Below are 24,512 nucleotides of genomic sequence, written 5' to 3'. Positions count from 1 at the left end.
GTTAATTAATAGCCGCGCTCACGATCCACCCTGCCTTTTGGCTGTTCGCCAGCCTGATCCTGCAGAATCGCACGGGCAATAAAGTCGATAGCTTCGTCGATCAAGGTTACCGCCGCATTATGGGGCGTGATCGTGACGCGCGGATGCGACCAGAGCGGATGCGCCTCAGGCAGAGGTTCAACCTGAAAGACATCCAGGGCCGCCGCTTTCAGCTGACCGCTCTCGAGGGCAGCCAGCAGATCGGCTTCCACGACCTGCGCGCCGCGTGCGATATTGAGGAAGAATGCACCATGCGGAAGCTGCTGCAAAAAAGCGTGATCGACCAGATTCACGGTTTCCTGCGTACTCGGCAGCAGGTTGATTAATACCCGCGTCTCCTGAAGAAACGCAGGCAGCGCCTCGCGGCCGGCAAAACTGGTGACGCCGTCAATCTCTTTGGGTGAACGGCTCCAGACACGCAGGGGGAATCCCCAGGTTTTCAGGCTTTCTGCCACGCTCTGCCCCAGCACACCCGCGCCCATAATGCCAACAGTGAACGCGTCACGTCTGTAAGGCGGCAGCGGCTGCCAGCACGCCTGCTGCTGCTGAAGGCGGTAATCGTCAAACCGGCGGAACCAGTTCAGAACGCTCTGCACCGCATACTCCTGCATCTGCCGCGCCATGCCGGTATCCTCCAGCCGATAGAGCGGTACGCTGTCGGGCAGCATCTCTGGCTGCTGCTGCAGTTGTTTCAGGATTTCGTCCACGCCCGCGCCCAGTGCAAAGACACCGCGCAGCGTAGCGCGGCCCTGCAGCATCTCAGCGGGCGGAGAACGGACCAGCGCGTAATCAGCTGGTCGCTCGTCGCCGGGTTGCCAGGCACGTACTTTTGCCTGAGGCAGACGCTGCTGTAAACCGTTAATCCAGGCCGCAGCAGGCTGCGACGGGTGATACCAGATGATCTCCATCCTGCTCTCCTTTTTTCTTTCAGCGTCCAGGAAAAGCGGCAGGAGAGCAAGAAAAAAACCGGTGGTAAACGCGGTTTTTTCCCTGCAAATAATTCCTGCCGCTTCACATTTCCGGCTCGCTTCAGGGTGAAGTGGCCAGATAAGGTCTAAAGTTGGTCGTGTGGTCAATACGTTACACGCGGCCGCATTTCGGACAAGGAGAAAAACCGATGATAAAAACTGAGGTAAACGCCGCTGAACGGCGTCAGCGTTATGCACCTTTTCTGCTCACCTTTCTGCTGAGCGTCCCCGCTTTCACCGTCCAGGCTGACGAAAGCAGCCGCATGCTGAATAATCAGCCGCAGCCGCCGGATATTCGCCTGGGCCCGCTGTTCAATGCCGTGCAGCAGGCAAAATTCTATCCGGACCAGAAAACCTTTGCGGATGCGGTGCCGAAATTTGACCCTTCTTCGATTCTGGCTGACTGGCAGATGCAGAAGAAACAGCGCAATTTCGACCTGAAACGCTTTGTCGATGCCAACTTTACCCTGCCCGCCGCGGGCGACAAATATGTGCCGCCAGCCGGTCAGAATCTGCGTGAGCACATTGATGGCCTGTGGCCGGTGCTGACGCGTACGGCCAGCAGCGCGGGGCAGTATGACTCACTGTTGCCGCTGCCTGAACCTTATGTGGTACCGGGCGGACGCTTCCGTGAGATCTATTACTGGGACAGCTACTTTACCATGCTGGGCCTCGCCGAAAGCGGACACTGGGATAAAGTGCAGGATATGACGGATAACTTCGCCTCCCTGCTCGACCGCTACGGTCACATCCCTAACGGTAACCGGAGCTACTACCTGAGCCGTTCACAGCCCCCGTTCTTCAGCCTGATGGTTGATCTGCTGGCAACACACGATAACGGCCAGGCCTATACCCGTTACCTGCCTCAGCTGCAGAAAGAGTATGACTACTGGATGGCAGACAGCGATAACGTGGCGGCAGGCGCGGCCAGCAAACGGGTGATTAAGCTGGCAGACGGTACACTGCTCAACCGTTACTGGGATGCGCGTGACGTACCGCGAACCGAGTCCTGGATGGATGACATCGCTACCGCGCAGAAAGCGCCTCAACGCAATAAAGCAGAGCTCTACCGGGATCTGCGCGCCGGTGCGGCCTCGGGCTGGGATTTCAGTTCTCGCTGGTTTACCGACGCGCACAATCTCTCCACCATCCGGACCACACAGCTGGCCCCGGTCGATCTCAACAGCCTGCTGTTCCATCTGGAGCAGACGCTGTCAAAAGCCTACCAGATGAACAAACAGACCGATCTGGCGAAGCAGTTCGCCGACCGGGCCGGGAAGCGCCAGGCCGCTATCAACCGCTATCTCTGGGACAGCAAACAGAACTGGTACGCCGATTATGACTGGCAGAAAAAGCAGGTCCATCCCCAGCTGACCGCCGCGGCGCTCTTCCCGCTCTATCTGCAGGTCGCCAGCGATAAACAGGCGGAAAGCACCGCCCGTGCGGTGGAAAAACAGCTGCTGAAGCCGGGTGGGCTGGTCACGACCACGGTGAACAATGGTCAGCAGTGGGACGCTCCAAACGGCTGGGCTCCGCTGCAGTGGGTCGCCGTCGAAGGACTGGAACATTACAACCAGCCCAAACTAGCGAAAGAGGTGGGACTGCGCTTCCTGCAGAACGTCCAGAACACCTACGACCGCGAGCATAAGCTGGTTGAGAAGTATGTCGTTGAGGGTAAAAATCTTGGCGGCGGTGGCGGCGGTGAATATCCGCTGCAGGATGGTTTTGGCTGGACCAACGGTGTCACGCTGAAGCTGCTTGATAAATATTGTCCGAAAGAGAAAACCTGTAACAGCGCCCACGATATTCCTCAGGCGTCAGCCTCTCAGCCCTGATTCTCTCTGAATACCTCTGGCCCGGCTGGAGGTATTCTCACTTCACTTCAGCGAATTTTACTTGACGTTCTCTCATCCACAGGCAAAATTGCAGCGTTTTTACAAAAGGTAATAATTCTCATTATGATAATGAGATTAGCTATCAAGAATATTATCCACCTGCCTGATCGCTTTGTTAAGAAAGGAATTTCGATGAAACTGTCATTGCCGCTGAAAGGTTATGTTCCCCTCTGCACTCTGGCGCTGGCCACGCCTGTTATGAGTTACGCTGCCGATATGGTGGTGACGGCTCAGCCGCAGGAAGATGCGAACTCCCCTACCCGGGGCTATCTGGCGACCACCAGCCAGGGCGCAACCAAGAGCGATCGATCGCTGGTGACCACGCCACAGTCCATCTCAGTTGTGACGCGTCAGCAGATGCAGGACCAGGGTGCCCTGACCCTTAATCAGGCGCTGGGCTACAGCTCGGGCGTCTTCACCAATTTCGGCGGTGCCGCCACCCGTTACGACACTATTTCGCTGCGCGGCTTCCATGGCGGCGATACCGATAATACCTTCCTCGACGGCATGCGGCTGATGAGCGACGGTGGCAGTTACAATATATTCCAGGTGGATAATGCCTTCCTTGAGCGCATCGACGTGATCAAAGGCCCCTCATCGGCGCTTTACGGCCAGACGGTGCCTGGCGGACTGGTCAATCTGGTGACCAAACGCCCTCAGTTCGCGGAGGAGGGCCATATTCAACTGCAGGCGGGAAGCAACGCGACCACCGGCACGATGTTCGACTACACCAATGCGATTAACGACCAGTGGGCGTACCGTCTGACCGGCGTGACCCGCAACAGTGATACCCAGTACGATCATACCCGCGAAGAGAAATATGCGCTGATGCCGCAGCTGATGTGGCAGCCGGATGAAGATACCCATCTGATCCTGAAAGCCTATCTGCAGAAAGATCCTTCTGGCGGCTATCACGGTTCCGTTCCGGGTGATGGCAGCCTCACCGAACACAACGGCTACAAGCTGAGCAAAGGATTCTATGAGGGCAACAGCGACCTCGATCAGTTCAAACGCCGCGAGCAGATCTACAGCTTTGATTTTGCCCATCGCTTCAATGACGTCTGGTCTTTCTCCTCGACCGGCAGCTACAGCCACTCAAATGTCGATCTCGATCAGGTTTATCAGTCTGGCTGGGATGAAAATAATCCCGACCTGCTGAACCGGGCTTACTCCGGTGAGCGCTCATCGCTCTCTGCATGGTCCACCGATAACCGCTTACAGGCGGAGTTCGACACCGGCGAACTGGAGCACCGCGTGACGCTGGGTGCCGAATATCACCGCTACAAGAATGAGATCTCCACCACAGGTGGCTCGGCTTCACAGCTGAATGCCCTGACCGGCGAGCAGGTCGGTGAGATGCCAGCCTATACCTGGGCGGATAAAACCCGTCGCTACTACCAGACCGGCCTCTATCTGCAGGATGAGATGAAGCTGGATCGCTGGCATCTGGATCTCTCTGGCCGGTACGATCGCATCGTCGCGAATAACAGCGGCAGCGATCGCCGTCAGGATGATCATATCAGCGGACGCGCCGCCCTGCTCTATGCCTTCGACAATGGTATCTCACCCTATATCAGCTGGAGTCAGGCAATTACGCCTACCGCGCTCACTGACCGCAGCAATAACCTGCTGAAACCGACCACCGCTGAGCAGTATGAGGCCGGCGTGAAATATCAGCCGGTTGGCACACGCGATCTCTATACCGCTGCGATTTATGATCTGACGCAGAAAGATGTGTCAAACCGCGACGTGCTGACCTCGACGTTCACGCCATCGGGCAAAGTGCATTCCCAGGGCATAGAGCTGGAAGCACGTAATCAGCTGACGCCGCGTCTCAGCACCGTAGCGAGCTACACGCTGAATCATCTGCGCTACAAAGATTCGGTAGATGGTAATGATGGGCACACGCCTTACATCACGCCAAACAGCATGGCGTCTCTCTGGGGCCACTATGAGTTTGATTACGGTCTGAGTGCAGGCGCAGGCGTACGCTACATCGGTAAACAGTGGGCGGACAATGAAAATACCACCCGCGTTCCTTCTGTGACACTGTTTGATGCGTCTGTGAAGGCCAATCTGGGTGTCTGGAACAGCAGTCTGAAAGGTGCCTGGCTGCAGGTTAACGCCAATAACCTGACTGACCGCACGTATGTGGCGGGCTGCTATGGCACAGGCTTCTGCTATCGGGGCGCGGAACGCAGCGTGATGGCGACCGTGGGTTACGACTTCTGATAAGCATGTAACAGATAAAAAAAGGGGACGAATCGCTTCGTCCCCTTTTTATTGAAACTGTACCGGTTAACTGCGTACTTTGCGGTAGATAAACAGCACCACGATGGCACCGATCACTGCCACGACAAAGCTGCCGAAGTTAAACCCGTCAACGCGACCGAAGCCAAACAGTGTACTGATCCAGCCACCTACGACGGCACCGATAATACCCAGAACGACCGTCAGAATGAAACCGCCACCATCTTTACCCGGCATAATCCACTTCGCCAGAATACCCGCGATTAAGCCAAAGACGATCCAGGAAATAATACCCATCTGTTGCTCCTTCCTTTTTATGATTAAATCGTGAACGCCTGATTAATCAAGCGGTTTACTGCGATAAGTATAGACAGCTTTTCAGGATATGCCTGTCTCTGCCCCCCTTTTTTCGGGCTGGCCTGGCTAAAGCTTTTTATACCTGCGCCGATAACCGTGACGAGGCAGAAAACAGTGCAGAATAATGACCCTCTTGTGGAGCAGGATGTGAAAGAAACCGACCAGGAACAATATCTCAAACGTGGCACGCTGGCGGTTCTGGGCGTGATGAAAGATCTGCTTCGTGCGCAGACGCCACTTCTGGTCAGTTTTCCGCGCGGACAGTTTATCAGCCGGATGCTGGCGGCTGATGAAACGCGCCTGGTGTTTGATCTCGGCAGTAACAATCTGGATAACGATTACGCCCTTAACAGCGAAGATCTCAGCATCACCGCCGAAACTTACGGCGCAAAGGTGGAGTTCAGCCTTACCGCATTGGAAAAAGTGGAATTTGATGGCCTGCCCGCTTTCAGCGCGCCGCTGCCTGAGCTCCTGTGGCAGATTCAGCGCCGGGAATTTTTCCGCGTCACCGCCCCGCTTGAGCCGCAGTTCTGGTGTCATACCGTCTGGCCGGATGGCACGAAAACGCGGCTGCGATTGCAGGATCTGTCGCTGGGCGGCATCGGCGTACTGGTGGATGAGGCGCTGCCGGAAGGCTTGCAGAACGGCGACAGCTTCAGCCAGTTTCGGGTTGAACTGGGCGAATATGGCCATTTTGAGGTGCCGGTCAGGCTGCTGCACATCGGCGAACGCAGCGTGGTGACCCGCAAAAACGAAACCCGCACCACACCCCGGCTGAGCTTTCGCTTTGCCACGCTGAATCCCGCGCAGGAGCGGCAGCTGCAGCAGATTATCTTTGCTCTAGAGCGGCTGGCTCGCGATAAATCGACCCGTTTTCAGTAGCGGCTTCAGGGATGCGCCCCGCGAACGGCGCGTATCCAGGCTATGCTTCTTGCTCGTTTCTTTTAAACCGGAACCCAGCAAGGAGATTCTCCCCAATGGAAAACTGGCTCTCTTCACGTCGTTTTCACACCCTCTTTTTTAATCAGGACCTCTGGATCAACAGCGCCATCGTGGTGGTGTCGACCCTGGTGATCTACTGGGTACTGCGTACCCTGATTCGCTTTATCTCCCACCGGATTGCTCTCTACAGCGAACATCGTCACGTTCGCGCTACTGCGATTCTGGTGGAGATACTGCGCAGCACCAGCCAGACCCTGCTACTGATTTTTTCACTGCTTATTGCCCTGAAGTTCGTCGATCTGCCTGCCTCCTGGAGCGTAACCATCTCGCATGGCTGGTTCCTCGCGCTGATTGTGCAGCTCGCGCTGTGGATCGACGGTGGCATCCGGCTCTGGCTCAAGAGTCTGTTACGCGATCCGCTGCATGTGCGTAATCCGGTCACCACGGTGATCCTGGGTATTCTGCTGCGGGTGGTGGTCTGGGTCATGATGCTCCTCGCCATCCTGTCGAATATGGGTATCGACATCACCGCGCTGGTCGCCAGTCTGGGCGTGGGCGGTATCGCAATTGCGCTGGCGATTCAGACCGTGCTGAGCGATGTGTTTGCCTCACTGGCGATAGGCTTTGATAAGCCGTTTGAGCATGGTGACTTTATTGTTTTTGGCGATATTGCCGGTTCCATTGAACATATTGGTCTGAAAACCACCCGCCTGCGCAGCCTGAGTGGTGAGCAGATCGTCTGCTCAAACACCATCCTGTTACAGCAGACGATCCACAACTACAAGCGCATGCAGCAGCGCCGCATCGTCTTTACGTTTGGCATCAGCTACGCGACACCGTCTGAGCGGGTGCGTGAGATCAGCCCGCTGGTGAAATCAATTATTGAGGGCGTGGAAACCACCCGCTTTGACCGTGCCCACTTCCTGGCGTTCGAGGACTCAAAGCTGACCTTTGAAGTGGTCTACTACGTGCTGGACGCCGATTACAACAAATATATGGATATCCAGCAGGAGATTAACCTGCAGCTGATGGCGGCCCTGGAGGAACGTGATATTCGCTTCGCCTTCCCGATTCGTCAGGTAGAGTTCAGCGGTGGTAATCTGCCGCCGGTGGATCTGGTGGCGGTGGAGAATGACGAGGGCGATGTGCGCAGAATGGCGCGCTGATCCCCTGAACCTCTCTCCGGCAACGCGGGAGTGAAGCCGGTGCGGCACAGCGTGAGCCCGCACCGGCTGTTCGCCTGACATCTCACCTCTTTCCTGGCAAGCGTCACGGCTATCCGCACTGCTGCCGGGGCTGACGGCGTGCTGCCCCCCTCTCAGGACGCGGATTAATGCGGTTGAAAACGGCAGCGTGCAACGGCGTCGATCCAGCCCTTGTACGCCCTCTGCACAGACTGCGCATGCGCCTCACGCGGCATGATTACGCTACCGCCCTGCAACGCCTGCATATCACTGCCCTGCTGCCACCATCCCAGTAGTCTGCCTGCCAGCAGTGCGGCCCCCAGCGCGGAAACCTCGGCGGTCGGCACCCGCTGCAGCGGTCGCTGTAGCACATCAGCCTGCAACTGCATCAGCCACTGATTTTCGCTGGCGCTGCCATCTACGCAGAGCGCCGGCAGATGCTGGCCGCTGGCCTGCTCCATCGCGAAAAAGACGTCGGCGATCTGCCAGACGATAGACTCCAGCGCCACCCGCGCCAGTACTTCTGGTGTCGCGGCATCCGTCAGACCACACACCATGCCACGCGCCTGCAAATCCCACCAGGGCGCGCCCAGCCCCGACAGCGCCGGAACGAAATAGACGCCCTGATTGTCGTCACAGCGTTGCGCCATCGCGGTCAGTTCACGCGGGTCCTGCACGCCCAGCATTCTTCCCAGCCAGGCCGCGCCAGACCCGGTATGGGTGATGTTGCCCTCAAAGGCGTAGCGCAGCGTGCCGTCGTGCCAGGCGACGGTGGTGCTGAGACCATTCTCCGTCAGCAGTGGCGTCGCCATCGACATCATCAGTGACGAGCCGGTACCGTAGGTGGCCTTGACCACTTCAGCCTCTCCCCGCCGCTGCGCCTGGAGTGCGGCATGGGAGTCACCGATGCGTGCCAGTATCGGTGTGCCTGGCGCCAGGCCCGGGATATCATTCACTGCCACCACGCCCTGCTGGCTGGCGGACGCGACAATACGTGGTAACGCAGCGCGCGGCAGATGAAACAGCGCCAGCAGTTCGTCGTCCCAGTCGTTCAGGTGCAGGCTATAGAGCTGGGTGCGCGAGGCATTGGCGTGATCGGTCACAAAAACTTCACCGGCACTGAGCTGCCAGCTGAGCCAGCAGTCCACCGTGCCGATGCAGAGTTCCCCGGCCGCCGCCCGCGACGGGCCATCAGGGATAGTGGCCAGCATGTCGCCCAGCTTGGCGGCCGGAAACATCGGGTCAACCGCCAGTCCGGTCAGACCGGTAATGCGTGGTGCTTTGCCTGCCTGGTGCAGTTCGCGACAGCGAGCCTCAGAACGCCGATCCTGCCAGCTCACCAGCGGCGTCAGCGGCTGACCATCATGTCGCTGCCAGATCAGAACCGATTCGCGCTGATTGCTGATCGCTACCGCGGCCACGGGTGCGCCGCCACAGGCCGTCAGGCATTGGGTAATTGCCTCTCTGACCGCCTGCCAGATCGCCAGCGGGTCCTGTTCTGCCAGCCCTGGCTGCGGATGCTGAAGGGTTAAACTCTGGCTGCTCCGGGCCACTACACGTCCCTCACGATCAACCGCAATCGCCTTGGCGTTGGTGGTGCCTTCGTCTATCGCCAGAATCAGAGGGCCCGCCATCACTTTTCTCCTGCGCAGAGACGCGCTGCATGATTTACTACGCTGCTGGCATCAATGCCATGACGGGCGCGGGTGGAGGCGCGATCGCCTGCAATCGCATACTCGCCATCCGCGATGCCCAGCCGTAATAGCCGGATGCCGCAGCCGCCCTCTGCCAGCAATTCGGCCACCAGACTGCCGACACCGCCATTCACGTTATGTTCTTCCACGGTGATCACCGCTGGATAGTGATTTAACAGGTTGCGAAGCTGTTGGGTATCGCAGGGTCGGATTGATGGAACCGCGATCACACCCGCTGAAATCCCCCGTTCAGCCAGTTGCTCTGCGGCGTGAACCACCTCATGCACCGTCGAGCCCATTGCCACCAGCGCGATGTCATGGCCTTCGCGCAGTGTGTCGATAGCACCCGGCCTGAACCGGTAGTTTTCATCATGCAGCTGCGGCAGATCTTTGCCATCCAGACGGATATAGACCGGACCGACATGATCCAGGGCGTAATCGATAATCTGACGACACTCCAGCGGGCAGGAGGGGGCATAGATCTCGATATTGCCAAAGCCGCGCATCACCGCAATATCATCAATACTGTGGTGGGTGCTCGCCAGCGGACCATAGCTGGCACCGGCGTTGAGCCCGAACAGTTTAACATTGGTGTTGTTGTAGCAGACGTCGACTTTCACCTGCTCATTGGCGCGGGAAACCAGAAATGGCGCGGCATTACAGGTCACCGCGACCTTGCCGCCCAGCGCCAGACCCGCTGCGGTGCCGACCAGCGTCTGCTCAGCGATGCCGACGTTAATCAGCCGATCGGGAAAGGCTTTAATAAAGGGCGCGATTTTAGCGGTGGAGGTGGAGTCCGCCACGACCGGCACCAGGTCCACGCCGCGATTCACGGCGTCGATAAATGCCGTGACCATGACGCTGGCTAAATGTTGTGCATTACTCATCTTTCAGTTCCTCCAGTGCCTGTGCAATTTCTTCGCCTTTCGGCACCCGGTGATGCCATTCAGCTTTACTCTGGATAAAGGAGACGCCAAAGCCTTTTTCGGTATGCGCGACGATTACCTGGGGTTTGCCGTTCTGCGGCAGGTTTTCAAGGGTAGTGACCACCTCGGCCATGTCGTTGCCGTTGCATTCCGTCACCTCCAGACCGAAGGCGCGCCATTTTTCCGGCAGTGGATCGGTATTCATGATGTCGCGGGTCGGCCCGGCCAGTTGCAGCTTGTTTTTGTCGTTGATGATGATCAGGTTGTCGAGACCGTAATGGGCGGCGACCAGCGCCGCTTCCCAGTTACTGCCCTCAGCCAGCTCACCGTCGCCGGTGACGACAAAGATGCGACGCGAACTGTTGTCTTTTTTCGCCGCGATAGCGAGGCCCACTGCTACCGGCAGGCCGTGTCCCAGTGCGCCGGTGTTTAACTCAACGCCCGGCGTTTTCTGCCGCACCGGATGGCCCGGCAGAGCCGAGTCAGCATGCTGATAGGTGGCAAGCCAGTCGGTGGGAAAGTAACCTGCTTCAGCCAGTACGCAATAGTAGCCACCAACCGCATGCCCTTTTGACTGAATATAGATGTCGCGCTGGTCGTCCTCGGTACGATCGGCTGCACAGTTCAGAATACGGAAATAGAGTGCGGTGAGGATCTCAACCTGAGAGAGATCGGCACCCGTGTGGCCGCCCGCCGGGCTGCCCGCATTTAGCTGGATAATACGGCGGCGGATAGCGCGTGCCCGGCGCTCCAGGTCCACGACCGGAAGATTGAAAGGATTCATACTCTGCCTCTGAATTTTAAGTCGGTTGTGAATATATATTCAAGACACTGACAAAAATCAGTCGCAGCAGACAGGGCTGGCGACCTTACTCTTTCAGTGTTCAGATGCGTCTGCTGCTAAGCCGTCAGTGGCATACCGGACGTCGCTGTTGTTACTTCCTCAGTTAGTGCTTTCTTTCCATCAGCCTCCCCTCCTGAGGCATTCGATTTGAATCTGAGCATCGTGCCCCCCACTGTGAGACTTCACGTATACCCGTCATGAAACTCGCGGTAACGATATGAGGTGAGTATCCCCCGCTGGCCCACCCTGCCACCTGCTTCAGGCGATTGGGCGAAAAGTAAATCCGACGGGTCAATCCCGTCAGAGCACAGCAAATCGATTTTCCGCTTGAATATATATTCATCATCGATTTTATATGCATAATGACTATGCGCCTGCGCAGTGGCGGCGTCCAATGCGCGATCGTCAAAAAGCGAAAACGATCACAAATTAGCCTGCGTTGTGATTTTGATCATCCTGGTTAACAATACCGTGCAGAGTCAGAGAGGGAAAAACCGATGGCAAAACAGGACGAACAGCGACTGATGGTAAAGATTGCCACCCTTTACTATGTTGAAGGGCTGAAGCAGTCAGAGATTGCGCAGTCGCTCACCCTATCGCAGTCGTTTGTCTCACGCATTCTTAATCGCAGCGTGAAAGAGGGGGTGGTCAAGATCAGCGTGATGCCGCCAGCCAATGTCTATCCGGAGCTGGAAAAAGCGATTGAGCAGACCTATAACCTGCCGCAGGCGATCGTGGTGGATGTGCCCGATCAGGCCTCTCCGCTGCAGATTAAGCAGGCGATTGGGTCGGCCGCCGCCCACTATCTTGAAACCCGGCTACGCCACGACGAACTGATTGGCATCTCCTCATGGAGCGGCACAATCCGGGCGATGGTGGATGCGCTGCATCCGCTGAATGGCGCCTGCAAAGGGGTGATCCAGCTGCTGGGCGGCGTTGGCGCGAACGGCAACGTGCAGGCGACGATTCTGACGCAGAATCTGGCGGCGCTGCTCAACTGCCCCGCCTGGCTGCTGCCGTCGCAGTCGATTGAGCATTCGGTCAGCGATCGCCAGCGGTTGTCGGCGAATGCCGAGGTGGCTGAAGTACTGAGCAAGTTTGATCAGGTCGATCTGGCCATTGTCGGCATTGGCGATCTGGAGCCGTCTGCCCTGCTGCGAAATTCAGGCAACTATTACGACGGCGGGATGCTACAGACGCTGGCGGCGCGTGGCGCAGTGGGCGATATCTGCCTGCACTATTTCGACGCCTGCGGGCAACCGGTGCTGAAAGACGAAGAAGATCCGGTAATCGGAATGGAGCTGGCGCAGGTGAAACGCTGTCCACAGGTTGTCGGGCTGGCAGGTGGACGGAAAAAGCCCAGGCCATCCGCGGGGCACTGCTGGGCGGTTACATCAACGTGCTGATCGTCGATTATCCTACGGCGCGGCTGCTGCTCACGCCGCAGGTCTGATTACGCCGCTCAGATAGTGCGGTACGCGGTAGTGACTTTCCACAGATAGCGCGGTGCCTGCGCCGCCGGATGTTTGTTCTGTACGTGCTGATAGAACTCATCAGGTGACATGGCATTGATCATCGCAATCGCCCGATCGCGGTCGCGGGAAAAGGTCCGCAGCAGCGCACCGGCTCCATTAGCGTAGGAGACGATGGTGGCATAGCGCAGTGTCAGGGGATCGCGGATGCCTGAAAGCGCAGAGTCCTGCAGGATGCGGATATAAGCGGTGCCGATATCAATATTTTTTGCCGGATCGCGCAGCTCTGCATTAGAGGGCTGTCCGCGGCGCCCCAGCGTGCGGTAAACCTCACGTCCGGCGGTTGAGGCTTTGATCTGCATCAGCCCTACGGCGTTGGAGCGGCTGACAACACCCGGATTTCCACCTGATTCGACACTGATAATGGCGCTGATTAACTTCTCATCAACGCCATAATGACTGGCGGCATCTTCGGTAAACATGGCCCAGGTGCCATTGACGCTGGACGGCGGTGCCTGAGTTAACGGCGTGTTGCGCTGTTTGACAATCTGATGCGGTGGCTCGCTGGAACAGCCGGTCAGGAGCAACGCTGAGAGTATAAGGTGTCGGATTTTCAGCAATTTTTCGTCTCTTCGCTGTGGTGGCGAATGCTATCATACCCAGACAGCCCGGGAGCAAAATTACCGTTTATCCTAAATGCACTAAAATCTGGCATGTACCGTGACTTCAGCAACGCTTTTCGCCATCATCGCGGTCAGTCGGGAGCTAACAGCAGGAAAGTATGATGATTTCACGTTCAGTCCGTCTTATTTCCCCCTCCGGTTACTGTCACAATCAGCCTGCGGCGCTGCAGGGCATCGCGCGGCTGCGCGCGGCGGGCCATCTGGTTGAAAACGAGCAGGTGATTACCCGGCGGTTTCAGCGCTTTGCCGGTACAGATGCGGAGAGGCTGGCAGATATTAACCAGCTTGCCCGTCTGGCTATCCTGCCCGACGTGGTGCTGGCCGTGCGTGGCGGTTATGGCGCCAGCCGCCTGCTGCCGTCGATCGACTATACCGGTCTGCAACGCCGTCTGCTGAATCAGCCGCTGGCGTTATGCGGTCACAGCGATTTCACCGTGATCCAGCTGGCGCTGCTGGCACAGGTGGGCCTGATTACCTTTAGTGCACCGATGCTGGCCGGTAATTTTGGTGCCGCGACCTTATCTGAATTTACCCTTCACCACTTCTGGCAGGCATTGACATCCCCGACGGTTGAGGTGAAATGGCAAAGCGAAACGCCGGATGAAGGCGAGTGGCAGGGCACGCTTTGGGGTGGGAATCTGGCCATGATCTGCTCCCTGATTGGCACGCCCTGGATGCCGCAGATCAACAATGGCATCCTGGTGATCGAAGACGTTAATGAGCATCCGTTCCGCATTGAACGCATGTTAATCCAGCTGGAGCAGAGCGGCATTCTGGCGCGTCAGCGGGCGGTCATCACCGGCAGTTTTACCAGCACGGCGCTGTCGGACTATGACAATGGCTTTGACTTCAGCACCGTCTGGCAGCGGCTGCGCGACACCACCGGTCTGCCGGTCATCTCCGATCTCGATTTCGGTCATGATACGGATACCGTAACGCTGCCGCTGGGCGCCCGCGCGCAGTTAGCCGTCCGTCAGGGGCAGGCGCAGTTACAGGTAACCGGGCATCCCGTTCTGCGGGAATAGTGAATGTTTCAGGAGATCGACATTGAAGCCGTTGTATGACGATTTGTGGATCTCAACCCCGGAGTTTCCGGTGGAAGATGCCGTTAACGATCTGATGATGCATGGTTTTATGCTGCGTCACCCGCGCGGCAACCTGCTGATTGGCCGGGTAGAAAACCTGCTTGATCACGAGGTGCTGGCCGATAGTGGCGGCGTGATCCGTCACTATCTGACCCACTGGCACGAGTCGGCGCCAGGAACAGCTGTAATCCAGCAGCGATTCAGCAGCGCACTTTACTGCCACAGCCGATCGCTGGGCCCGATAAGCCGTTTTGCAGAGCCGGACGATACCTTTACTCAGCCGGACACGCACTTCGGGGATTTTCATCTGCTGCCGACACCCGGCCACACGCCAGGCAGCGCCAGCTATCTTTATACTTCGCCCCTGGGTATGACCTATCTGTTTGTGGGCGATACGGTGACACGCGCGCATGACCAGTGGGTCACCGTTCTGGTGCCGGACAGCAATCCGGCTGAACTGAGCAGAACGCTGGATTTTTATCGCTCGCTGCGCCCTGATGTCGTACTGATGAGTACCACGCGCGGGCATCTTTCCTGGAATACGGTCACGCTGCAGAGCTGGCTGGCGGCGATTGATGAAGCCGAGCAGCATCCGCTGGATCTGCGTCAGCAACCACTGTTCTGATCAGAGTTCTCTGGTCAGATAGTGCCGCTGGTAATGCAGGATGTAGTTCCCCAGCGTGAGCCGCAGCGTGTAACCAAGCTTTTCGTAAAAAGGGCGAGCCTGGAAACTGGCCGTATCCACCTGCGCATAGCGGCATCCTCGCCGCACTGCCTCCTCTTCAGCCGCCCGCATCAGCCGGGTGCCCACGCCCTGACCGCGTAGCGTTTCGCTGACCCAGAGCATATCAATCCGCAGCCAGTTGCCGGCCGTCGAGCCGGTCAGCCCGGCCAGTTTCCTGCCCTGCTCATCCCGGATAAAGACGCCGATCGAACGGATTTCGTCCGCGTCAAAGAAGCGGCTGTTGTGCGCTTTCAGGCCCAGCCGGACCTCATCCAGATCCTGTGCGGTGACATTATCGGTAATCTCAGGTTGCATACTGGCTCCCGGTTAAGAATCGGAACGCTGGCGGTCGTCGTAGCGTTCAAGGCTCAGCGCATCCACATCGCGTTTTTCACTGCGACTGCAGGGTAGCAATTTATCGCTGCCGTGATAGACAAAGAAGGTGGCCTGACTGCGCTGATTCACGATCAGCTGGTCGCCATTGCGAAAACGGGTAATGGCTACCCGGTCGCCCGCTTCCAGCCGGGTATGCTGCTGGCCCGCGGCAATCTGAAAATGATTTTCCGGCCACATCAGGGTGGTTAAACCATATTCGGCGCGCGAAACGATCATGGTGGCCCGACCCGGACAGTTGAGCTGGAATTCGGTTTCGCTCCAGGCAGGGGCGATGTGACAGGCCAGCAGGCCCAGGGCAATCAATGCTGCCTTCATGCTGTGTCTCCGCTGATTTTATTACAGATTTTTAGCTTAACACATCAGAGAACAAGGGTGAGCGGCGCAGCTGCGATCGTTAAGGCCACAGAAAAGTGGACTCGGCCTGCGAAAAAGCTGAAAGTTGAGAAAAGGTAAAGTATATCCGGCCAGCGTATCAGACTGTCACACGGGCCGGATAAGGGTTATTCGGCGGCCACTTCTGCGGCCACTAACATCAGGGCCAGCCCGGCATTCTCGCCATCATAAGCCTGCATCGCTGCGCGGATATTGGCAGAACAAGCAATCACCTGTTGCTTCTTATCGGCTTCTAACTGATAAATCGCCTGCCGAATAATCATTAGACTTGCTTCTTCTTCTTTCATCATTTATCTCTGGATTTGCCTAAGCGGTGCGCAAAGACGCCAAGAATACCGTTAATTACCAGGCAAAGTCACCCCTTTACATTCCTGATGCTTAACGATTGAACAAATCACAAACAGGATGCACACCGGAAAATGCTATAATCAGATTAAAAGGGCGCGTAAGAATGACCGTGCGCCGGCAGACCCCCAGGGATTGAAGCAGGTATAAATTCATGATGCGACTCAGCATGTTAATCCTCATTGCGATGCTTACTGGATGTTCATCTGGCCCGAAAGGGGTGGAATGTCCGGGTGAGGTTTCCACAATTTATGGTCAGCCGATGGGAAAGACCCGTGCGGTGATTTTTGACCTGGTAAACGCCTTTACCGTCAGCCGCGACAACGTCATCGTGGAGAGCGGCCCGCTGCAGTCGCTGGACCGGTTTAAATATGTTCCCTCCGCCATCACGCGCGAAGGCTATTATGCCCAGCGCCTGTCCGACAAGCAGTTCCGCCTGATCAACCCCTGGCAGGACACCCAGATTACCTGGACCTGCCCATAAGGGATGAAACCTGCTGCCAGATCGTTTATTGTCAGGAAACGTCAAGCAGCAGGTCTCCCCGATGGAAAAGCGTCTCGATAACAACGGTTATATCGACTTCCCCTTCCCCGCCACCCGTAACGCGGATGGCTCTGTTAATCCCTGTGGTTTCGATCTGACGCTGGAAGCGGGCCGCCTTGAAGAAATTGCCGTGCTGAACCGTTCAGTTAATCTCCGGCGGCTGGTTGAGGAGATCAACCTGCAGGAGGGACTGTTTATGACGCTGGCCTGCGACTGGCAGCAGCAGGCCGATGCAGTCTGTGGCTTTATCGATGTCGCTTTCCGGCCGGATTTACTGCATCACGGTCATGAGGAGGCCTTACAGCTGGAGGCCCGGTTTAACCGCTATCTGGCCGGGCAGGAGAAACAGCATCAGATGCCCGCCGACGCGCTGGTAAATTATGCCCGTTCGGTTCTTGACTGGAGCTGGTCGCCGCTGCGCCAGCGTCAGCGCGACTATGAGAAAATCACTATCCAGTTCTACTGTCCGCAGGCTGAGGATGCCGAATGGTGTTTCGACCACCTGCGTCATTTTCTGGTCAGTGTTTACCCGGCCTGCGTCGCAGCCCGATCACGCTGAACCCTTTTGCCCCTGGAGTTACCATGCGATCTGCTGCGCTGTCTGCCATCATACTCTTCTGCTCATTGCTGTTTGCCACGGCTGCTGAAGCCGATCGCTGCCAGCAGGTCCGCGCGGGTCTGGATATCGGTTCCGGCACCACCAAAATTGCGGTCGCGCGCGTCAACGTCTGCCAGCTGCGCATCGAGAAAATGCTCTATCAGGATCAGCAAGCCGTGGCCTGGAACGACGCCCTGACCCATTCACCCGATAATCAGCTTAGCCCGGCAATCGTGCAGGAAGGGGTGGCCGCGCTCCGCCAGCTGCTGACCCATGCGCAGCGTTTTCATCCCGAGCGGATCAGCGGCGTTGCCACCGCAGTGTTCCGTAACGCCGGTAATGGTGAGGCCGTCATTGCGCAGCTGCAGCGCCAGAGCGGGACGGCGATCCGTCTCATCTCGCAACAACAGGAAGCGAAACTCGGTTTCCTCTCCGCAAAAGCGGCGCTGGGCGATCCCGACGCCCGTGATGAGCAGTTACTGGTCTGGGATATCGGCGGCGGCTCGATGCAGATGACCGCGTGGCGGCAGGAGGCGGGCAAACCGGTTGCCGATATCTATCAGGGCAGACTGGCGTCCGTGACGCTGAAAAACTTTATTCTGACGGTGCTGAAGAATCAACCGGATGCCCGGTCGCCAAATCCAATCGGTTCCTGGCGGCCCTCAGTGCTGCGCTTTGTACAGTTTTATGCGGCGAATGATATCAGTCCGCAGATCAGACAGGATATAGCGGGCCGGCGGGTAATCGGCATCGGCGGCGTTCACGGTTTCTCCATCCGCAATCAGCTCCCGGGAAAACCGGATCGTTATACGCTGGCAGCCCTCCGGCAGTTGTCTGAGCAGCAGGTCTGGAAAGGCGACAGTGAACTTTCGGGCGATTATCGCGCTACTGACGTCAGCAACCTGCTGCTGGTCGAAGGTTTTATGCAGGCGCTGAAGATTAACGAAGTCACCGTTGTTAAGGCCAGTCTGATTGAAGGTGTCCTGCTGCAGTAACGCCCTGCCGCCCGCAGGCTGCGGGTGCGGCGCGCGCGATGCCTTCTGTTCACCCCCTGCGCCACTGGCGGTTCCGTTCAGGGATGGCTGCGTCGTGAGGGGGCCGTGCGCCCTGTTCCGCCTCGCCCGTTACCGGGCCGATTCCGCTCCCTTTACTGCCCTGCCATTCTCCTCCCGCTCAGCGCCATTGCGCCGCGAGAATCGCCTGCCCGGACCGGAAATCTTTGGCCCGCAAACAGGGCGCAGTACACAGTCAGAAATGATTTTTCAGGCTCATGATTCTCTCAGCCAGAGCAGAATTCACTATCTTTGCTACGCTTTTAAGGTCTCACTCAAAACCAAGGAGCAATAAATGTCAGGAAAAATCGAAGATAAAGTAAAAGAAGCGGCTGGCGCAGTTCAGGAACAATGGGGTGCAGCAACCGGTTCATCCGAACATCAGGTAAAAGGCGCCGCACGCCGTTACACTAACCAGGCAAGCTATGCAGCACGCGATGCGGCTGAGTGCATCAAGGATCAGGTTCAGTCTAATCCTGCTGCCGGTCTGGCTATTGCAGCTGGCGTAGGCGTGTTCATCGGCTTCCTGCTGGGCCGCAAGTAATACGACCTGACGTCAACGGAACGGGAGCCTGCGGCTTCCGTTTTTTTTGGCTTTCACGACTGCTGGTTAACAGGTTTATGAAAGAGATCTGTTCAGAGGCGGGAGGAAAGCGGTTATGAAATTCATTCTGTGCTCTTTCTGACAACATCAAGGTGACCTTATGAAAACGATTCCTGCCCTGCTGCTGGTTGCAGCGACTTTCGCCTCGCTTGCAGGCTGTTCACAGAGAAGCGACGCGATTAAAGCCGATGGCCGTCCGCATGCGCCAAGTGGTCAGTCTTCGCCTGGCGGTACACTGGGTTCCGGCCCTGTCGGCCAGCCACAGTCGTAATTCCCCTGCCCCGGCAGATCTGCCGGGGTTTATTACCGCCCTCATATCTCTGCCTGCTGATAAAAATATTCGCACTAATAATTAACCTGCTATTAGTTATGAATAGAATTAAATAAAGGCAACTTTCCTGATAAAGTCAGAATTATCTCGCTTTCTTTCGAAAAAGACTTACTCTCCTTACACAATCCTGTCTATATACCGGAAATAAACAACACAAAAATTATGCAAACAATTTAAACGAACCCTTTAGAAGCTAAAAAAATACCTTCCCGCAATGAACTTAATCCACAGTAATAATCTCTAATCACGCACAACCTCTTTTTGTTTATTGTTACAGCACCGCTAAGAGAATTCAGGCGTGAAGAAAAAAAAGATTTATCTGATCGATCGGCTGTTAACGGCCTACTCCCGTTTTTCCGGCAGAAAGCCCTCTCCGGATCTGCAGACCCTGACGCCGCAAACGGTGGTAGTCTACTCCACGACCGCACTGGGCGATTTTCTGATGAATACGCCGGCTATCTGGAGCCTGAAAAATCGTTTTCCCACCAGCAAATTTGTTCTGGTTTCCAGTGAGAAAAATAAGGATCTGGTCAGCCGCTATAACTGGTTCGATAAGATTTATATCTGGGATAACAAAATTGCCAATTATCTGCCACTGTTTTTCAAATTGCGTCGCCATAAACCCGACCTGTCGGTGATATTACACGCCCATTTTCCCTACGATATTATGAGTTCGGTACTCAGCGGCAGTAAGGCTATTGTGCGCGACCATTACGGCAGCGAGTCGCCGCTGCTGAATAAGTATCTCGACCACTATTCCGGCTATTTCGACGACCACACGATTAAACGCAAGCTGAAACTGATTGAAGCGCTGGGTGCAGAGAGCACGCAGACCCGGATGCATCTGCCGGCGCTGGATCTTCCTGCCACCGCCGCGCCGGGTCATCGCCGCATCGGATTCCAGCTCGGCGCCTCTAAAGATATTCGCCGCTGGCCGCTGGACGCTTTCTGTCAGCTCGCGACCGCACTGCTTGCACGCTGGCCCGACGCGGAGATTATCGTGACCGGCACCGCCGCTGAGCAGCCTCTTGAGCGGGCGTTTATCGAAGGCCTGCCTCACCACTGCCGCAGCAACATCACGCCGATGGCGGGAAAAACCAACCTGAGCGGGCTGATTGGCCTGATTCACACGCTGGATCTGCTGGTCACGGGCGACACCGGGCCTCTGCACATCGCCGTGGCGGCACAGACGCCGACCGTCAGCCTCTTCGCCACCGCCAACCCCCGTTACACCGGTCCCTGCCAGGACAGCGATCGTCACATCATTATTCATCGTCCGGTTAACGCCGCATCGCCGAATCCGATGGCGGCAATCAAAGCCGAAGAGGTCGGGCAGGCCGTGGCGAAACTGGTGGGATAATGCGCGACCTCTCTCAGGCCATCATTGCGCTGATTGAATATCACAATCGGCCCACCGCCCTGGGGCGATTCCGCAGAGTCGACCGGGCCGGATTTTATCTGCAGCAGCTCCCGCTGAACGAGGTGGAGTTTGCGATTCTGATGAGCGACTTTTTCGTCACCTTTGGCGTGAGTTCAGAGCACTACGATGAAGCGCGCTATTTTCCGGCGGAAAAAACGCGGCATTTCGCACCGGCTCGCGGGTTCAGAGCCGGTGCCGCAAAAGCCGGCTATCCGCTGACCGTCGCCATGTTATGTGAAGCGGCCAGCACGGGAGCCTGGCCTGCAGAGGACGCGTAAAGAATGGTATGGAGGAATGCGTCATAGACCTCACAGCTGGTCAGCGCATTAACCTCCCGGGACGCGGGTTGCAGCACCTGATAATTTACCTGCCATGGATGCCAGCAGGCAGGATCGCTGTCACCAAACAGCGCCACCACCGGTAATCCCAGCGCGGCGCCCACATGCATTGCCCCGCCATCACTGCTGACCAGCCCCAGACACAATGACATCGCCGCAATCAGCTCAGGCAGCGTGGTGGTCGGCACTGCTCTGACCGGAAGATGGGGACAGCGCGCCATGATGTCGCGCGCCTTCTCATCATCACCGGGATGCCGCGGATTATCGCGACTGCCGGGTGACCAGAGCAGCATAATCTGGCAGCGTTGACGCGCGGCAATTTTTTCAGCCAGCCCGACAAAGCGGGTAACGTCCCACTGCTGACTCGGCTTACGTGCGCTGATCTGCAACGCATAAACCGGAATGGCGGAATCGATAGCATATTTATCCCGCAGACGGGCCGCGAGGGTCGCATCCGGCCGCAGCGTCAGCCGGCCAGGCATCGTGGCGTCAGGCAGCAGCGGCCCTCCCAGACGGAACAGAGCTTCACTGATATGAGCGGGCGACGGATCAGGCGGTAACAGATCGGTAATCAGCGGATGCGGCTGCTGGCCCAGCGCGATCACCCGACCGGGACGCACCGTTTTCACCCATTTCAGACCATGACGATCCCAGCGGCTTTTTGCCAGAATAACCACATCGTAGTGCTGCTTTTTCAGGGTCCGCATCAGCGTCAGCCGCTGGAGCAGGCAGGCGAGCCGCCCCTGGCCCGCCTCCCGGTGATGCAGCTTGGTGTAACGGAAGAGCTGCCGGATGTCGGGATTATGCTCTAACACGGGCGCGGCATAATGGTTGGTCAGCACATCCACCTGATGCTGACCCGACTGCGCCAGCGCACTGATTAACGGCGTGGTCAGTAAAGTGTCGCCAATGTTATCCCGACAAATAATTAAAACCCGCATATCTGACATCCTCTGCGCACAGGCTAAGCCATGCCGGCTGAATAAGGTGAGACTCGCCCGGTTAACGCTCTGGAAACGATAACGTAACGGTAATAGTCAGCAAATTAGTCAGCGCAGTGCCAGATTGGTTCCATAGTTAATTGTTTGTTAAATACCGGCGCGGCACCTCACAGTAAGGATTCTCTCCGATGAGCGTCCGGATGGCATTCCGGCTGTGATGGTGCCAGCAAGGGATGTCAGGCGCGGAATGGCCACCGGAGTCGGCAACCGGCGACTGACAGAGTGCAGATTGTCAGTCGCTGCTTTTTTTCAGCAGTCTGATAGCCAGCTTCATAACGGGTTCTGAAGGGATGTTTTCTGGATGAATGACGTAATATCTTCATTTTGCCTGACAAAACTCCTTCAGACATTCATAACTGGAGTTATACTTTTCATCTATAGCTTGAACGCCAGAAACAAGACGCAAACGCAGAGCTTATATCTTTTATTTTCTTCTTTATTTCTTTGCCTTTTTGTCAAAAGAATAAACCCAATGATTATCGATAGCGACATCTGGGTATGGCTGGATACGCTAATAATAATCATCGCAGTTCCTTTCCTGATAAAAGACAGACAGCACCTTGTTCGAAGCCTTCACAATTATATGAAAACTTCATCATGGGGATTAATGCTGGCTGGAATATACACAATATTTGTTTTTTCTAATTTTTCTGGCTTGCCCATGTTGTGGGAATTCGCTCTCGACAATGCACATCAACAGGATGCGGTAAACCTGATGACAGAGATGAGCGCCCTTTTTGGATATAATCTTTTACTTTTCAGCACACTGCATCATTTCTCTTTTTCGGGAATCAACGCCTGATTCTCCAGTCAGATACAGGCCGCTTATTATAAATAATCCTTATAACCTCCTGTTTAGTAAACAGCAGGTTATTTTTTTGCGGGAAATCACACAGGCAGAAATTTTAGACGTTCACCTGCGTTTGAAGTTGAAAAAAAGCAGTCGCTACTATACTTTTATCTGACAAATTCTATCAACCGATAACATTTCACACCAGGATAAACCTATGTACCTTAAGCATAATGGGAATTTTTTTTTAGCTTTGCTGGAATGGATCGATGGCAACCTTGAAAAAAAAATTAGCATTGATGAAATTGCAAGAAAGGCGGGTTACAGTAAATGGTATTTACAACGGAGTTTCACAGAATATTATGGCGTCTCTCTGGGAGGTTACATTCGTAAAAGAAGGCTTGATGAAGCTGCGATTAAGCTGAGAAATTCTGATATGAGCACGTTGGATATTGCCTTGCTATACAAGTGGGATAGTCAACAAACCTTTACTCGTTCTTTTAAAAATCAGTTTGGTATCCCACCCGTTCAGTGGAAGAAAAGCAATCAACTCAAAAAATAAACTGACCCTTTTTGATGCCAAGCGATCTGCTCAGGTTGCAAACCGGGGCATAAATAAAGTCTTTTTTCAAATCATCCAGCTCGTTTACACCGATTAATCTCAGAATGATGTCCTCGCTTATTTTTTTTATCGGTGGTGATACAGTGCTCAAGAACTTCTCAGGAAAATAATTATTAGCGCTACTGTCAAGAGCAATCACGGCTAGCTTTTTCCTTAATATATAGCCGATAGTATATAACTGGTAAAGAATTCCATACGCTAAGATATCATTTGTGGCGACAATGCCATCCGGGAAAACGTTTTCTCTCATAAGGACATTAGCCAGATTCCTGCCAAGCTGAAACTGATCTAACTCAATATGGTTCAAAGAACCTTTAATCGATCTCACAATATCGCTTCTTTTAGAACCCCTTGCATCCTGCATAGAGTAGAACCCATGTATTTTTTGACTAAGCTCCTCATTGATATAGTCTTCGGTGACCATAATGATATCTTTATGATTGCGTTCGATTAAGGTTTTGGTTGCAAACCTCGCAGCTTCATAATTGTCCATGCTAAAGCGGTCAAAAAACTTATTCTCGCTTAACAGACGATTAGGATTATAGCTGTCGTAACTAATCACTTTCATACCGCGCTCTGAAGCCTTTATAAAGTGTGTTTTGAAAACATTGCTTTTAACCACAACGAGCATTGTTACGCCAATTTTAAGCATATCATCAATGAATAATGTTTCTCGAACTGACTCCTCATAGCCACTCCCTGATATGACGCTGTAATCAAATTTAGCTGCGGCCTGTTCTAAGCTTTTTATTATTAACGTATATCTTTCACTGGCAGCTGACGGCAGCAGTAGCGCAATGATATTTTTACTCTGTTTAAATTTTTGTTGAGGAATAAGATGAGAGCAACCCATTTCCTCGATTACAGATTTTATTCTGACCCAGGTTTCTGTTCGCATTTTTTCTGGTCGATTATTAATAAAGTTAGATACCGTAGCAGGAGAAACACCTGCAGCCTGAGCGATGATCCTGACACTAGCCATCAGATATCCTATGAGGTATTTTATTTATATTGA

The 24,512-nt window shown here is 55.4% G+C and carries 26 protein-coding genes and 1 pseudogene; 16 read left to right on the top strand and 11 right to left on the bottom strand.

Annotated features, from left to right (window positions below; genetic code table 11):
• Positions 1-5 precede the first annotated feature (5 nt).
• Positions 6-947, bottom strand: a complete 942-nt coding sequence (ghrA, locus tag ACLHDD_RS04930) for a glyoxylate/hydroxypyruvate reductase GhrA (RefSeq protein WP_427103175.1) — start codon at positions 945-947, stop codon at positions 6-8.
• Between the two features lie 209 nt (positions 948-1,156).
• Between ghrA and treA the strand changes: the two genes are divergently transcribed.
• Complete coding sequence (treA, locus tag ACLHDD_RS04925; protein ID WP_427103174.1) at positions 1,157-2,842, top strand: alpha,alpha-trehalase TreA; 1,686 nt, start codon at positions 1,157-1,159, stop codon at positions 2,840-2,842.
• Between the two features lie 192 nt (positions 2,843-3,034).
• A complete protein-coding gene (locus ACLHDD_RS04920; RefSeq protein ID WP_427103173.1) occupies positions 3,035-5,134 on the top strand; it encodes a TonB-dependent siderophore receptor in 2,100 nt (699 codons plus the stop codon).
• A 66-nt stretch (positions 5,135-5,200) separates the two neighbouring features.
• Here ACLHDD_RS04920 and ACLHDD_RS04915 read toward each other — a convergent pair whose 3' ends face one another.
• Positions 5,201-5,449, bottom strand: a complete 249-nt coding sequence (locus ACLHDD_RS04915; RefSeq protein ID WP_009090782.1) for a GlsB/YeaQ/YmgE family stress response membrane protein — start codon at positions 5,447-5,449, stop codon at positions 5,201-5,203.
• 207 nt (positions 5,450-5,656) lie between these two features.
• Here ACLHDD_RS04915 and ACLHDD_RS04910 point away from each other — a divergent pair, with 207 nt between their 5' ends.
• Both ACLHDD_RS04910 and ACLHDD_RS04905 read left to right on the top strand, forming a co-directional pair.
• Positions 5,657-6,391, top strand: a complete 735-nt coding sequence (locus ACLHDD_RS04910) for a flagellar brake protein (RefSeq protein ID WP_427103172.1) — start codon at positions 5,657-5,659, stop codon at positions 6,389-6,391.
• Positions 6,392-6,486: 95 nt separating this feature from the next.
• A complete protein-coding gene (locus ACLHDD_RS04905; RefSeq protein ID WP_427103171.1) occupies positions 6,487-7,617 on the top strand; it encodes a mechanosensitive ion channel family protein in 1,131 nt (376 codons plus the stop codon).
• 164 nt (positions 7,618-7,781) lie between these two features.
• Here ACLHDD_RS04905 and ACLHDD_RS04900 read toward each other — a convergent pair whose 3' ends face one another.
• The 3 genes from ACLHDD_RS04900 to ACLHDD_RS04890 are packed head-to-tail and all read right to left on the bottom strand — an operon-like array spanning position 7,782 to position 11,039.
• On the bottom strand, positions 7,782-9,269 hold the full coding sequence (locus ACLHDD_RS04900; RefSeq protein ID WP_427103170.1) for an FGGY family carbohydrate kinase: 1,488 nt from the start codon (positions 9,267-9,269) through the stop codon (positions 7,782-7,784).
• Positions 9,269-10,216 (bottom strand): transketolase family protein, encoded by a 948-nt coding sequence (locus ACLHDD_RS04895; RefSeq protein ID WP_427103169.1) that lies wholly within the window; start codon positions 10,214-10,216, stop codon positions 9,269-9,271. Before ACLHDD_RS04895 ends, ACLHDD_RS04900 begins: the two co-directional genes overlap by 1 nt.
• Positions 10,209-11,039, bottom strand: a complete 831-nt coding sequence (locus ACLHDD_RS04890; protein WP_427103168.1) for a transketolase — start codon at positions 11,037-11,039, stop codon at positions 10,209-10,211. The genes ACLHDD_RS04895 and ACLHDD_RS04890 overlap by 8 nt, the downstream gene beginning before the upstream one ends.
• Before the next feature lie 557 nt (positions 11,040-11,596).
• Here ACLHDD_RS04890 and ACLHDD_RS04885 point away from each other — a divergent pair.
• Positions 11,597-12,552, top strand: a pseudogene (locus ACLHDD_RS04885) (sugar-binding transcriptional regulator).
• A 9-nt stretch (positions 12,553-12,561) separates the two neighbouring features.
• Here ACLHDD_RS04885 and emtA read toward each other — a convergent pair.
• Positions 12,562-13,191: a membrane-bound lytic murein transglycosylase EmtA gene (gene emtA, locus ACLHDD_RS04880; protein ID WP_111138705.1), complete on the bottom strand. Its 630-nt coding sequence runs from the start codon at positions 13,189-13,191 to the stop codon at positions 12,562-12,564.
• A 164-nt stretch (positions 13,192-13,355) separates the two neighbouring features.
• Here emtA and ldcA point away from each other — a divergent pair, with 164 nt between their 5' ends.
• Together ldcA and ACLHDD_RS04870 are read left to right on the top strand one after the other, a co-directional pair.
• The gene (gene ldcA, locus ACLHDD_RS04875; protein WP_427103167.1) at positions 13,356-14,279 is read left to right on the top strand and encodes a muramoyltetrapeptide carboxypeptidase; all 924 of its coding nucleotides are present in this window, start codon (positions 13,356-13,358) and stop codon (positions 14,277-14,279) included.
• A gap of 22 nt (positions 14,280-14,301) precedes the next feature.
• Positions 14,302-14,964: an MBL fold metallo-hydrolase gene (locus tag ACLHDD_RS04870; RefSeq protein WP_427103166.1), complete on the top strand. Its 663-nt coding sequence runs from the start codon at positions 14,302-14,304 to the stop codon at positions 14,962-14,964.
• Here ACLHDD_RS04870 and ACLHDD_RS04865 read toward each other — a convergent pair whose 3' ends face one another.
• The 3 genes from ACLHDD_RS04865 to ACLHDD_RS04855 form a co-directional block, all read right to left on the bottom strand.
• Positions 14,965-15,378, bottom strand: coding sequence for a GNAT family N-acetyltransferase (locus ACLHDD_RS04865; protein WP_427103165.1), 414 nt, complete (start codon positions 15,376-15,378; stop codon positions 14,965-14,967).
• Positions 15,379-15,390: 12 nt separating this feature from the next.
• Positions 15,391-15,774, bottom strand: a complete 384-nt coding sequence (locus tag ACLHDD_RS04860; RefSeq protein WP_427103164.1) for a hypothetical protein — start codon at positions 15,772-15,774, stop codon at positions 15,391-15,393.
• 185 nt (positions 15,775-15,959) lie between these two features.
• Positions 15,960-16,139, bottom strand: coding sequence for a hypothetical protein (locus ACLHDD_RS04855; RefSeq protein WP_427105171.1), 180 nt, complete (start codon positions 16,137-16,139; stop codon positions 15,960-15,962).
• Positions 16,140-16,351: 212 nt separating this feature from the next.
• Here ACLHDD_RS04855 and ACLHDD_RS04850 point away from each other — a divergent pair, with 212 nt between their 5' ends.
• The 7 genes from ACLHDD_RS04850 to ACLHDD_RS04820 all read left to right on the top strand — a co-directional run bounded on the left by ACLHDD_RS04850 (position 16,352) and on the right by ACLHDD_RS04820 (position 21,024).
• Positions 16,352-16,681, top strand: a complete 330-nt coding sequence (locus tag ACLHDD_RS04850; RefSeq protein ID WP_427103163.1) for a hypothetical protein — start codon at positions 16,352-16,354, stop codon at positions 16,679-16,681.
• A gap of 61 nt (positions 16,682-16,742) precedes the next feature.
• Positions 16,743-17,300 carry a hypothetical protein gene (locus tag ACLHDD_RS04845; RefSeq protein ID WP_427103162.1) on the top strand — a complete coding sequence of 186 codons (558 nt, stop codon included), beginning with the start codon at positions 16,743-16,745 and terminating at the stop codon, positions 17,298-17,300.
• A gap of 23 nt (positions 17,301-17,323) precedes the next feature.
• Positions 17,324-18,334, top strand: coding sequence for a Ppx/GppA phosphatase family protein (locus ACLHDD_RS04840; protein WP_427103161.1), 1,011 nt, complete (start codon positions 17,324-17,326; stop codon positions 18,332-18,334).
• A 352-nt stretch (positions 18,335-18,686) separates the two neighbouring features.
• Complete coding sequence (locus ACLHDD_RS04835; protein WP_111138696.1) at positions 18,687-18,935, top strand: DUF883 family protein; 249 nt, start codon at positions 18,687-18,689, stop codon at positions 18,933-18,935.
• A gap of 160 nt (positions 18,936-19,095) precedes the next feature.
• A complete protein-coding gene (locus tag ACLHDD_RS04830) occupies positions 19,096-19,266 on the top strand; it encodes a hypothetical protein (protein ID WP_167498249.1) in 171 nt (56 codons plus the stop codon).
• Between the two features lie 358 nt (positions 19,267-19,624).
• Positions 19,625-20,686 (top strand): glycosyltransferase family 9 protein, encoded by a 1,062-nt coding sequence (locus ACLHDD_RS04825; protein WP_427103160.1) that lies wholly within the window; start codon positions 19,625-19,627, stop codon positions 20,684-20,686.
• Positions 20,686-21,024: a DUF1493 family protein gene (locus tag ACLHDD_RS04820; RefSeq protein ID WP_427103159.1), complete on the top strand. Its 339-nt coding sequence runs from the start codon at positions 20,686-20,688 to the stop codon at positions 21,022-21,024. The genes ACLHDD_RS04825 and ACLHDD_RS04820 overlap by 1 nt, the downstream gene beginning before the upstream one ends.
• Here ACLHDD_RS04820 and ACLHDD_RS04815 read toward each other — a convergent pair.
• A complete protein-coding gene (locus ACLHDD_RS04815; protein WP_427103158.1) occupies positions 20,955-22,025 on the bottom strand; it encodes a glycosyltransferase family 9 protein in 1,071 nt (356 codons plus the stop codon). The two genes, ACLHDD_RS04820 and ACLHDD_RS04815, sit on opposite strands and share 70 nt — an antisense overlap.
• A 532-nt stretch (positions 22,026-22,557) precedes the next feature.
• On the opposite strand from ACLHDD_RS04815, the gene ACLHDD_RS04810 reads away from it, so the two are divergent.
• On the top strand, positions 22,558-22,887 hold the full coding sequence (locus ACLHDD_RS04810; RefSeq protein WP_427103157.1) for a hypothetical protein: 330 nt from the start codon (positions 22,558-22,560) through the stop codon (positions 22,885-22,887).
• 205 nt (positions 22,888-23,092) lie between these two features.
• Positions 23,093-23,437 carry a helix-turn-helix domain-containing protein gene (locus tag ACLHDD_RS04805; RefSeq protein ID WP_427103156.1) on the top strand — a complete coding sequence of 115 codons (345 nt, stop codon included), beginning with the start codon at positions 23,093-23,095 and terminating at the stop codon, positions 23,435-23,437.
• Here ACLHDD_RS04805 and ACLHDD_RS04800 read toward each other — a convergent pair.
• Positions 23,427-24,479, bottom strand: a complete 1,053-nt coding sequence (locus tag ACLHDD_RS04800; protein ID WP_427103155.1) for a LacI family DNA-binding transcriptional regulator — start codon at positions 24,477-24,479, stop codon at positions 23,427-23,429. The genes ACLHDD_RS04805 and ACLHDD_RS04800 overlap by 11 nt on opposite strands.
• Between the last annotated feature and the right edge of the window lie 33 nt (positions 24,480-24,512).

The sequence above is a fragment of the Pantoea sp. NSTU24 genome (assembly GCF_050157905.1).
Taxonomy (GTDB): Bacteria; Pseudomonadota; Gammaproteobacteria; order Enterobacterales; family Enterobacteriaceae; genus Pantoea.
Note: the sequence above shows the minus strand (reverse complement) of the source record. Positions and strands in the feature narration are given on the sequence as shown.

Bases quoted from the DNA above. Each gene is read 5' to 3' on its own strand.
- ghrA (WP_427103175.1), bottom strand. From the start codon at position 947: ATGGAGATCATCTGGTATCACCCGTCGCAGCCTGCTGCGGCCTGGATT.
- treA (WP_427103174.1), top strand. From the start codon at position 1,157: ATGATAAAAACTGAGGTAAACGCCGCTGAACGGCGTCAGCGTTATGCA.
- ACLHDD_RS04920 (WP_427103173.1), top strand. From the start codon at position 3,035: ATGAAACTGTCATTGCCGCTGAAAGGTTATGTTCCCCTCTGCACTCTG.
- ACLHDD_RS04915 (WP_009090782.1), bottom strand. From the start codon at position 5,449: ATGGGTATTATTTCCTGGATCGTCTTTGGCTTAATCGCGGGTATTCTG.
- ACLHDD_RS04905 (WP_427103171.1), top strand. From the start codon at position 6,487: ATGGAAAACTGGCTCTCTTCACGTCGTTTTCACACCCTCTTTTTTAAT.
- ACLHDD_RS04900 (WP_427103170.1), bottom strand. From the start codon at position 9,269: ATGGCGGGCCCTCTGATTCTGGCGATAGACGAAGGCACCACCAACGCC.
- ACLHDD_RS04895 (WP_427103169.1), bottom strand. From the start codon at position 10,216: ATGAGTAATGCACAACATTTAGCCAGCGTCATGGTCACGGCATTTATC.
- ACLHDD_RS04890 (WP_427103168.1), bottom strand. From the start codon at position 11,039: ATGAATCCTTTCAATCTTCCGGTCGTGGACCTGGAGCGCCGGGCACGC.
- ldcA (WP_427103167.1), top strand. From the start codon at position 13,356: ATGATTTCACGTTCAGTCCGTCTTATTTCCCCCTCCGGTTACTGTCAC.
- ACLHDD_RS04865 (WP_427103165.1), bottom strand. From the start codon at position 15,378: ATGCAACCTGAGATTACCGATAATGTCACCGCACAGGATCTGGATGAG.
- ACLHDD_RS04860 (WP_427103164.1), bottom strand. From the start codon at position 15,774: ATGAAGGCAGCATTGATTGCCCTGGGCCTGCTGGCCTGTCACATCGCC.
- ACLHDD_RS04855 (WP_427105171.1), bottom strand. From the start codon at position 16,139: ATGAAAGAAGAAGAAGCAAGTCTAATGATTATTCGGCAGGCGATTTAT.
- ACLHDD_RS04850 (WP_427103163.1), top strand. From the start codon at position 16,352: ATGATGCGACTCAGCATGTTAATCCTCATTGCGATGCTTACTGGATGT.
- ACLHDD_RS04845 (WP_427103162.1), top strand. From the start codon at position 16,743: ATGGAAAAGCGTCTCGATAACAACGGTTATATCGACTTCCCCTTCCCC.
- ACLHDD_RS04840 (WP_427103161.1), top strand. From the start codon at position 17,324: ATGCGATCTGCTGCGCTGTCTGCCATCATACTCTTCTGCTCATTGCTG.
- ACLHDD_RS04835 (WP_111138696.1), top strand. From the start codon at position 18,687: ATGTCAGGAAAAATCGAAGATAAAGTAAAAGAAGCGGCTGGCGCAGTT.
- ACLHDD_RS04830 (WP_167498249.1), top strand. From the start codon at position 19,096: ATGAAAACGATTCCTGCCCTGCTGCTGGTTGCAGCGACTTTCGCCTCG.
- ACLHDD_RS04820 (WP_427103159.1), top strand. From the start codon at position 20,686: ATGCGCGACCTCTCTCAGGCCATCATTGCGCTGATTGAATATCACAAT.
- ACLHDD_RS04815 (WP_427103158.1), bottom strand. From the start codon at position 22,025: ATGCGGGTTTTAATTATTTGTCGGGATAACATTGGCGACACTTTACTG.
- ACLHDD_RS04810 (WP_427103157.1), top strand. From the start codon at position 22,558: ATGATTATCGATAGCGACATCTGGGTATGGCTGGATACGCTAATAATA.
- ACLHDD_RS04805 (WP_427103156.1), top strand. From the start codon at position 23,093: ATGTACCTTAAGCATAATGGGAATTTTTTTTTAGCTTTGCTGGAATGG.
- ACLHDD_RS04800 (WP_427103155.1), bottom strand. From the start codon at position 24,479: ATGGCTAGTGTCAGGATCATCGCTCAGGCTGCAGGTGTTTCTCCTGCT.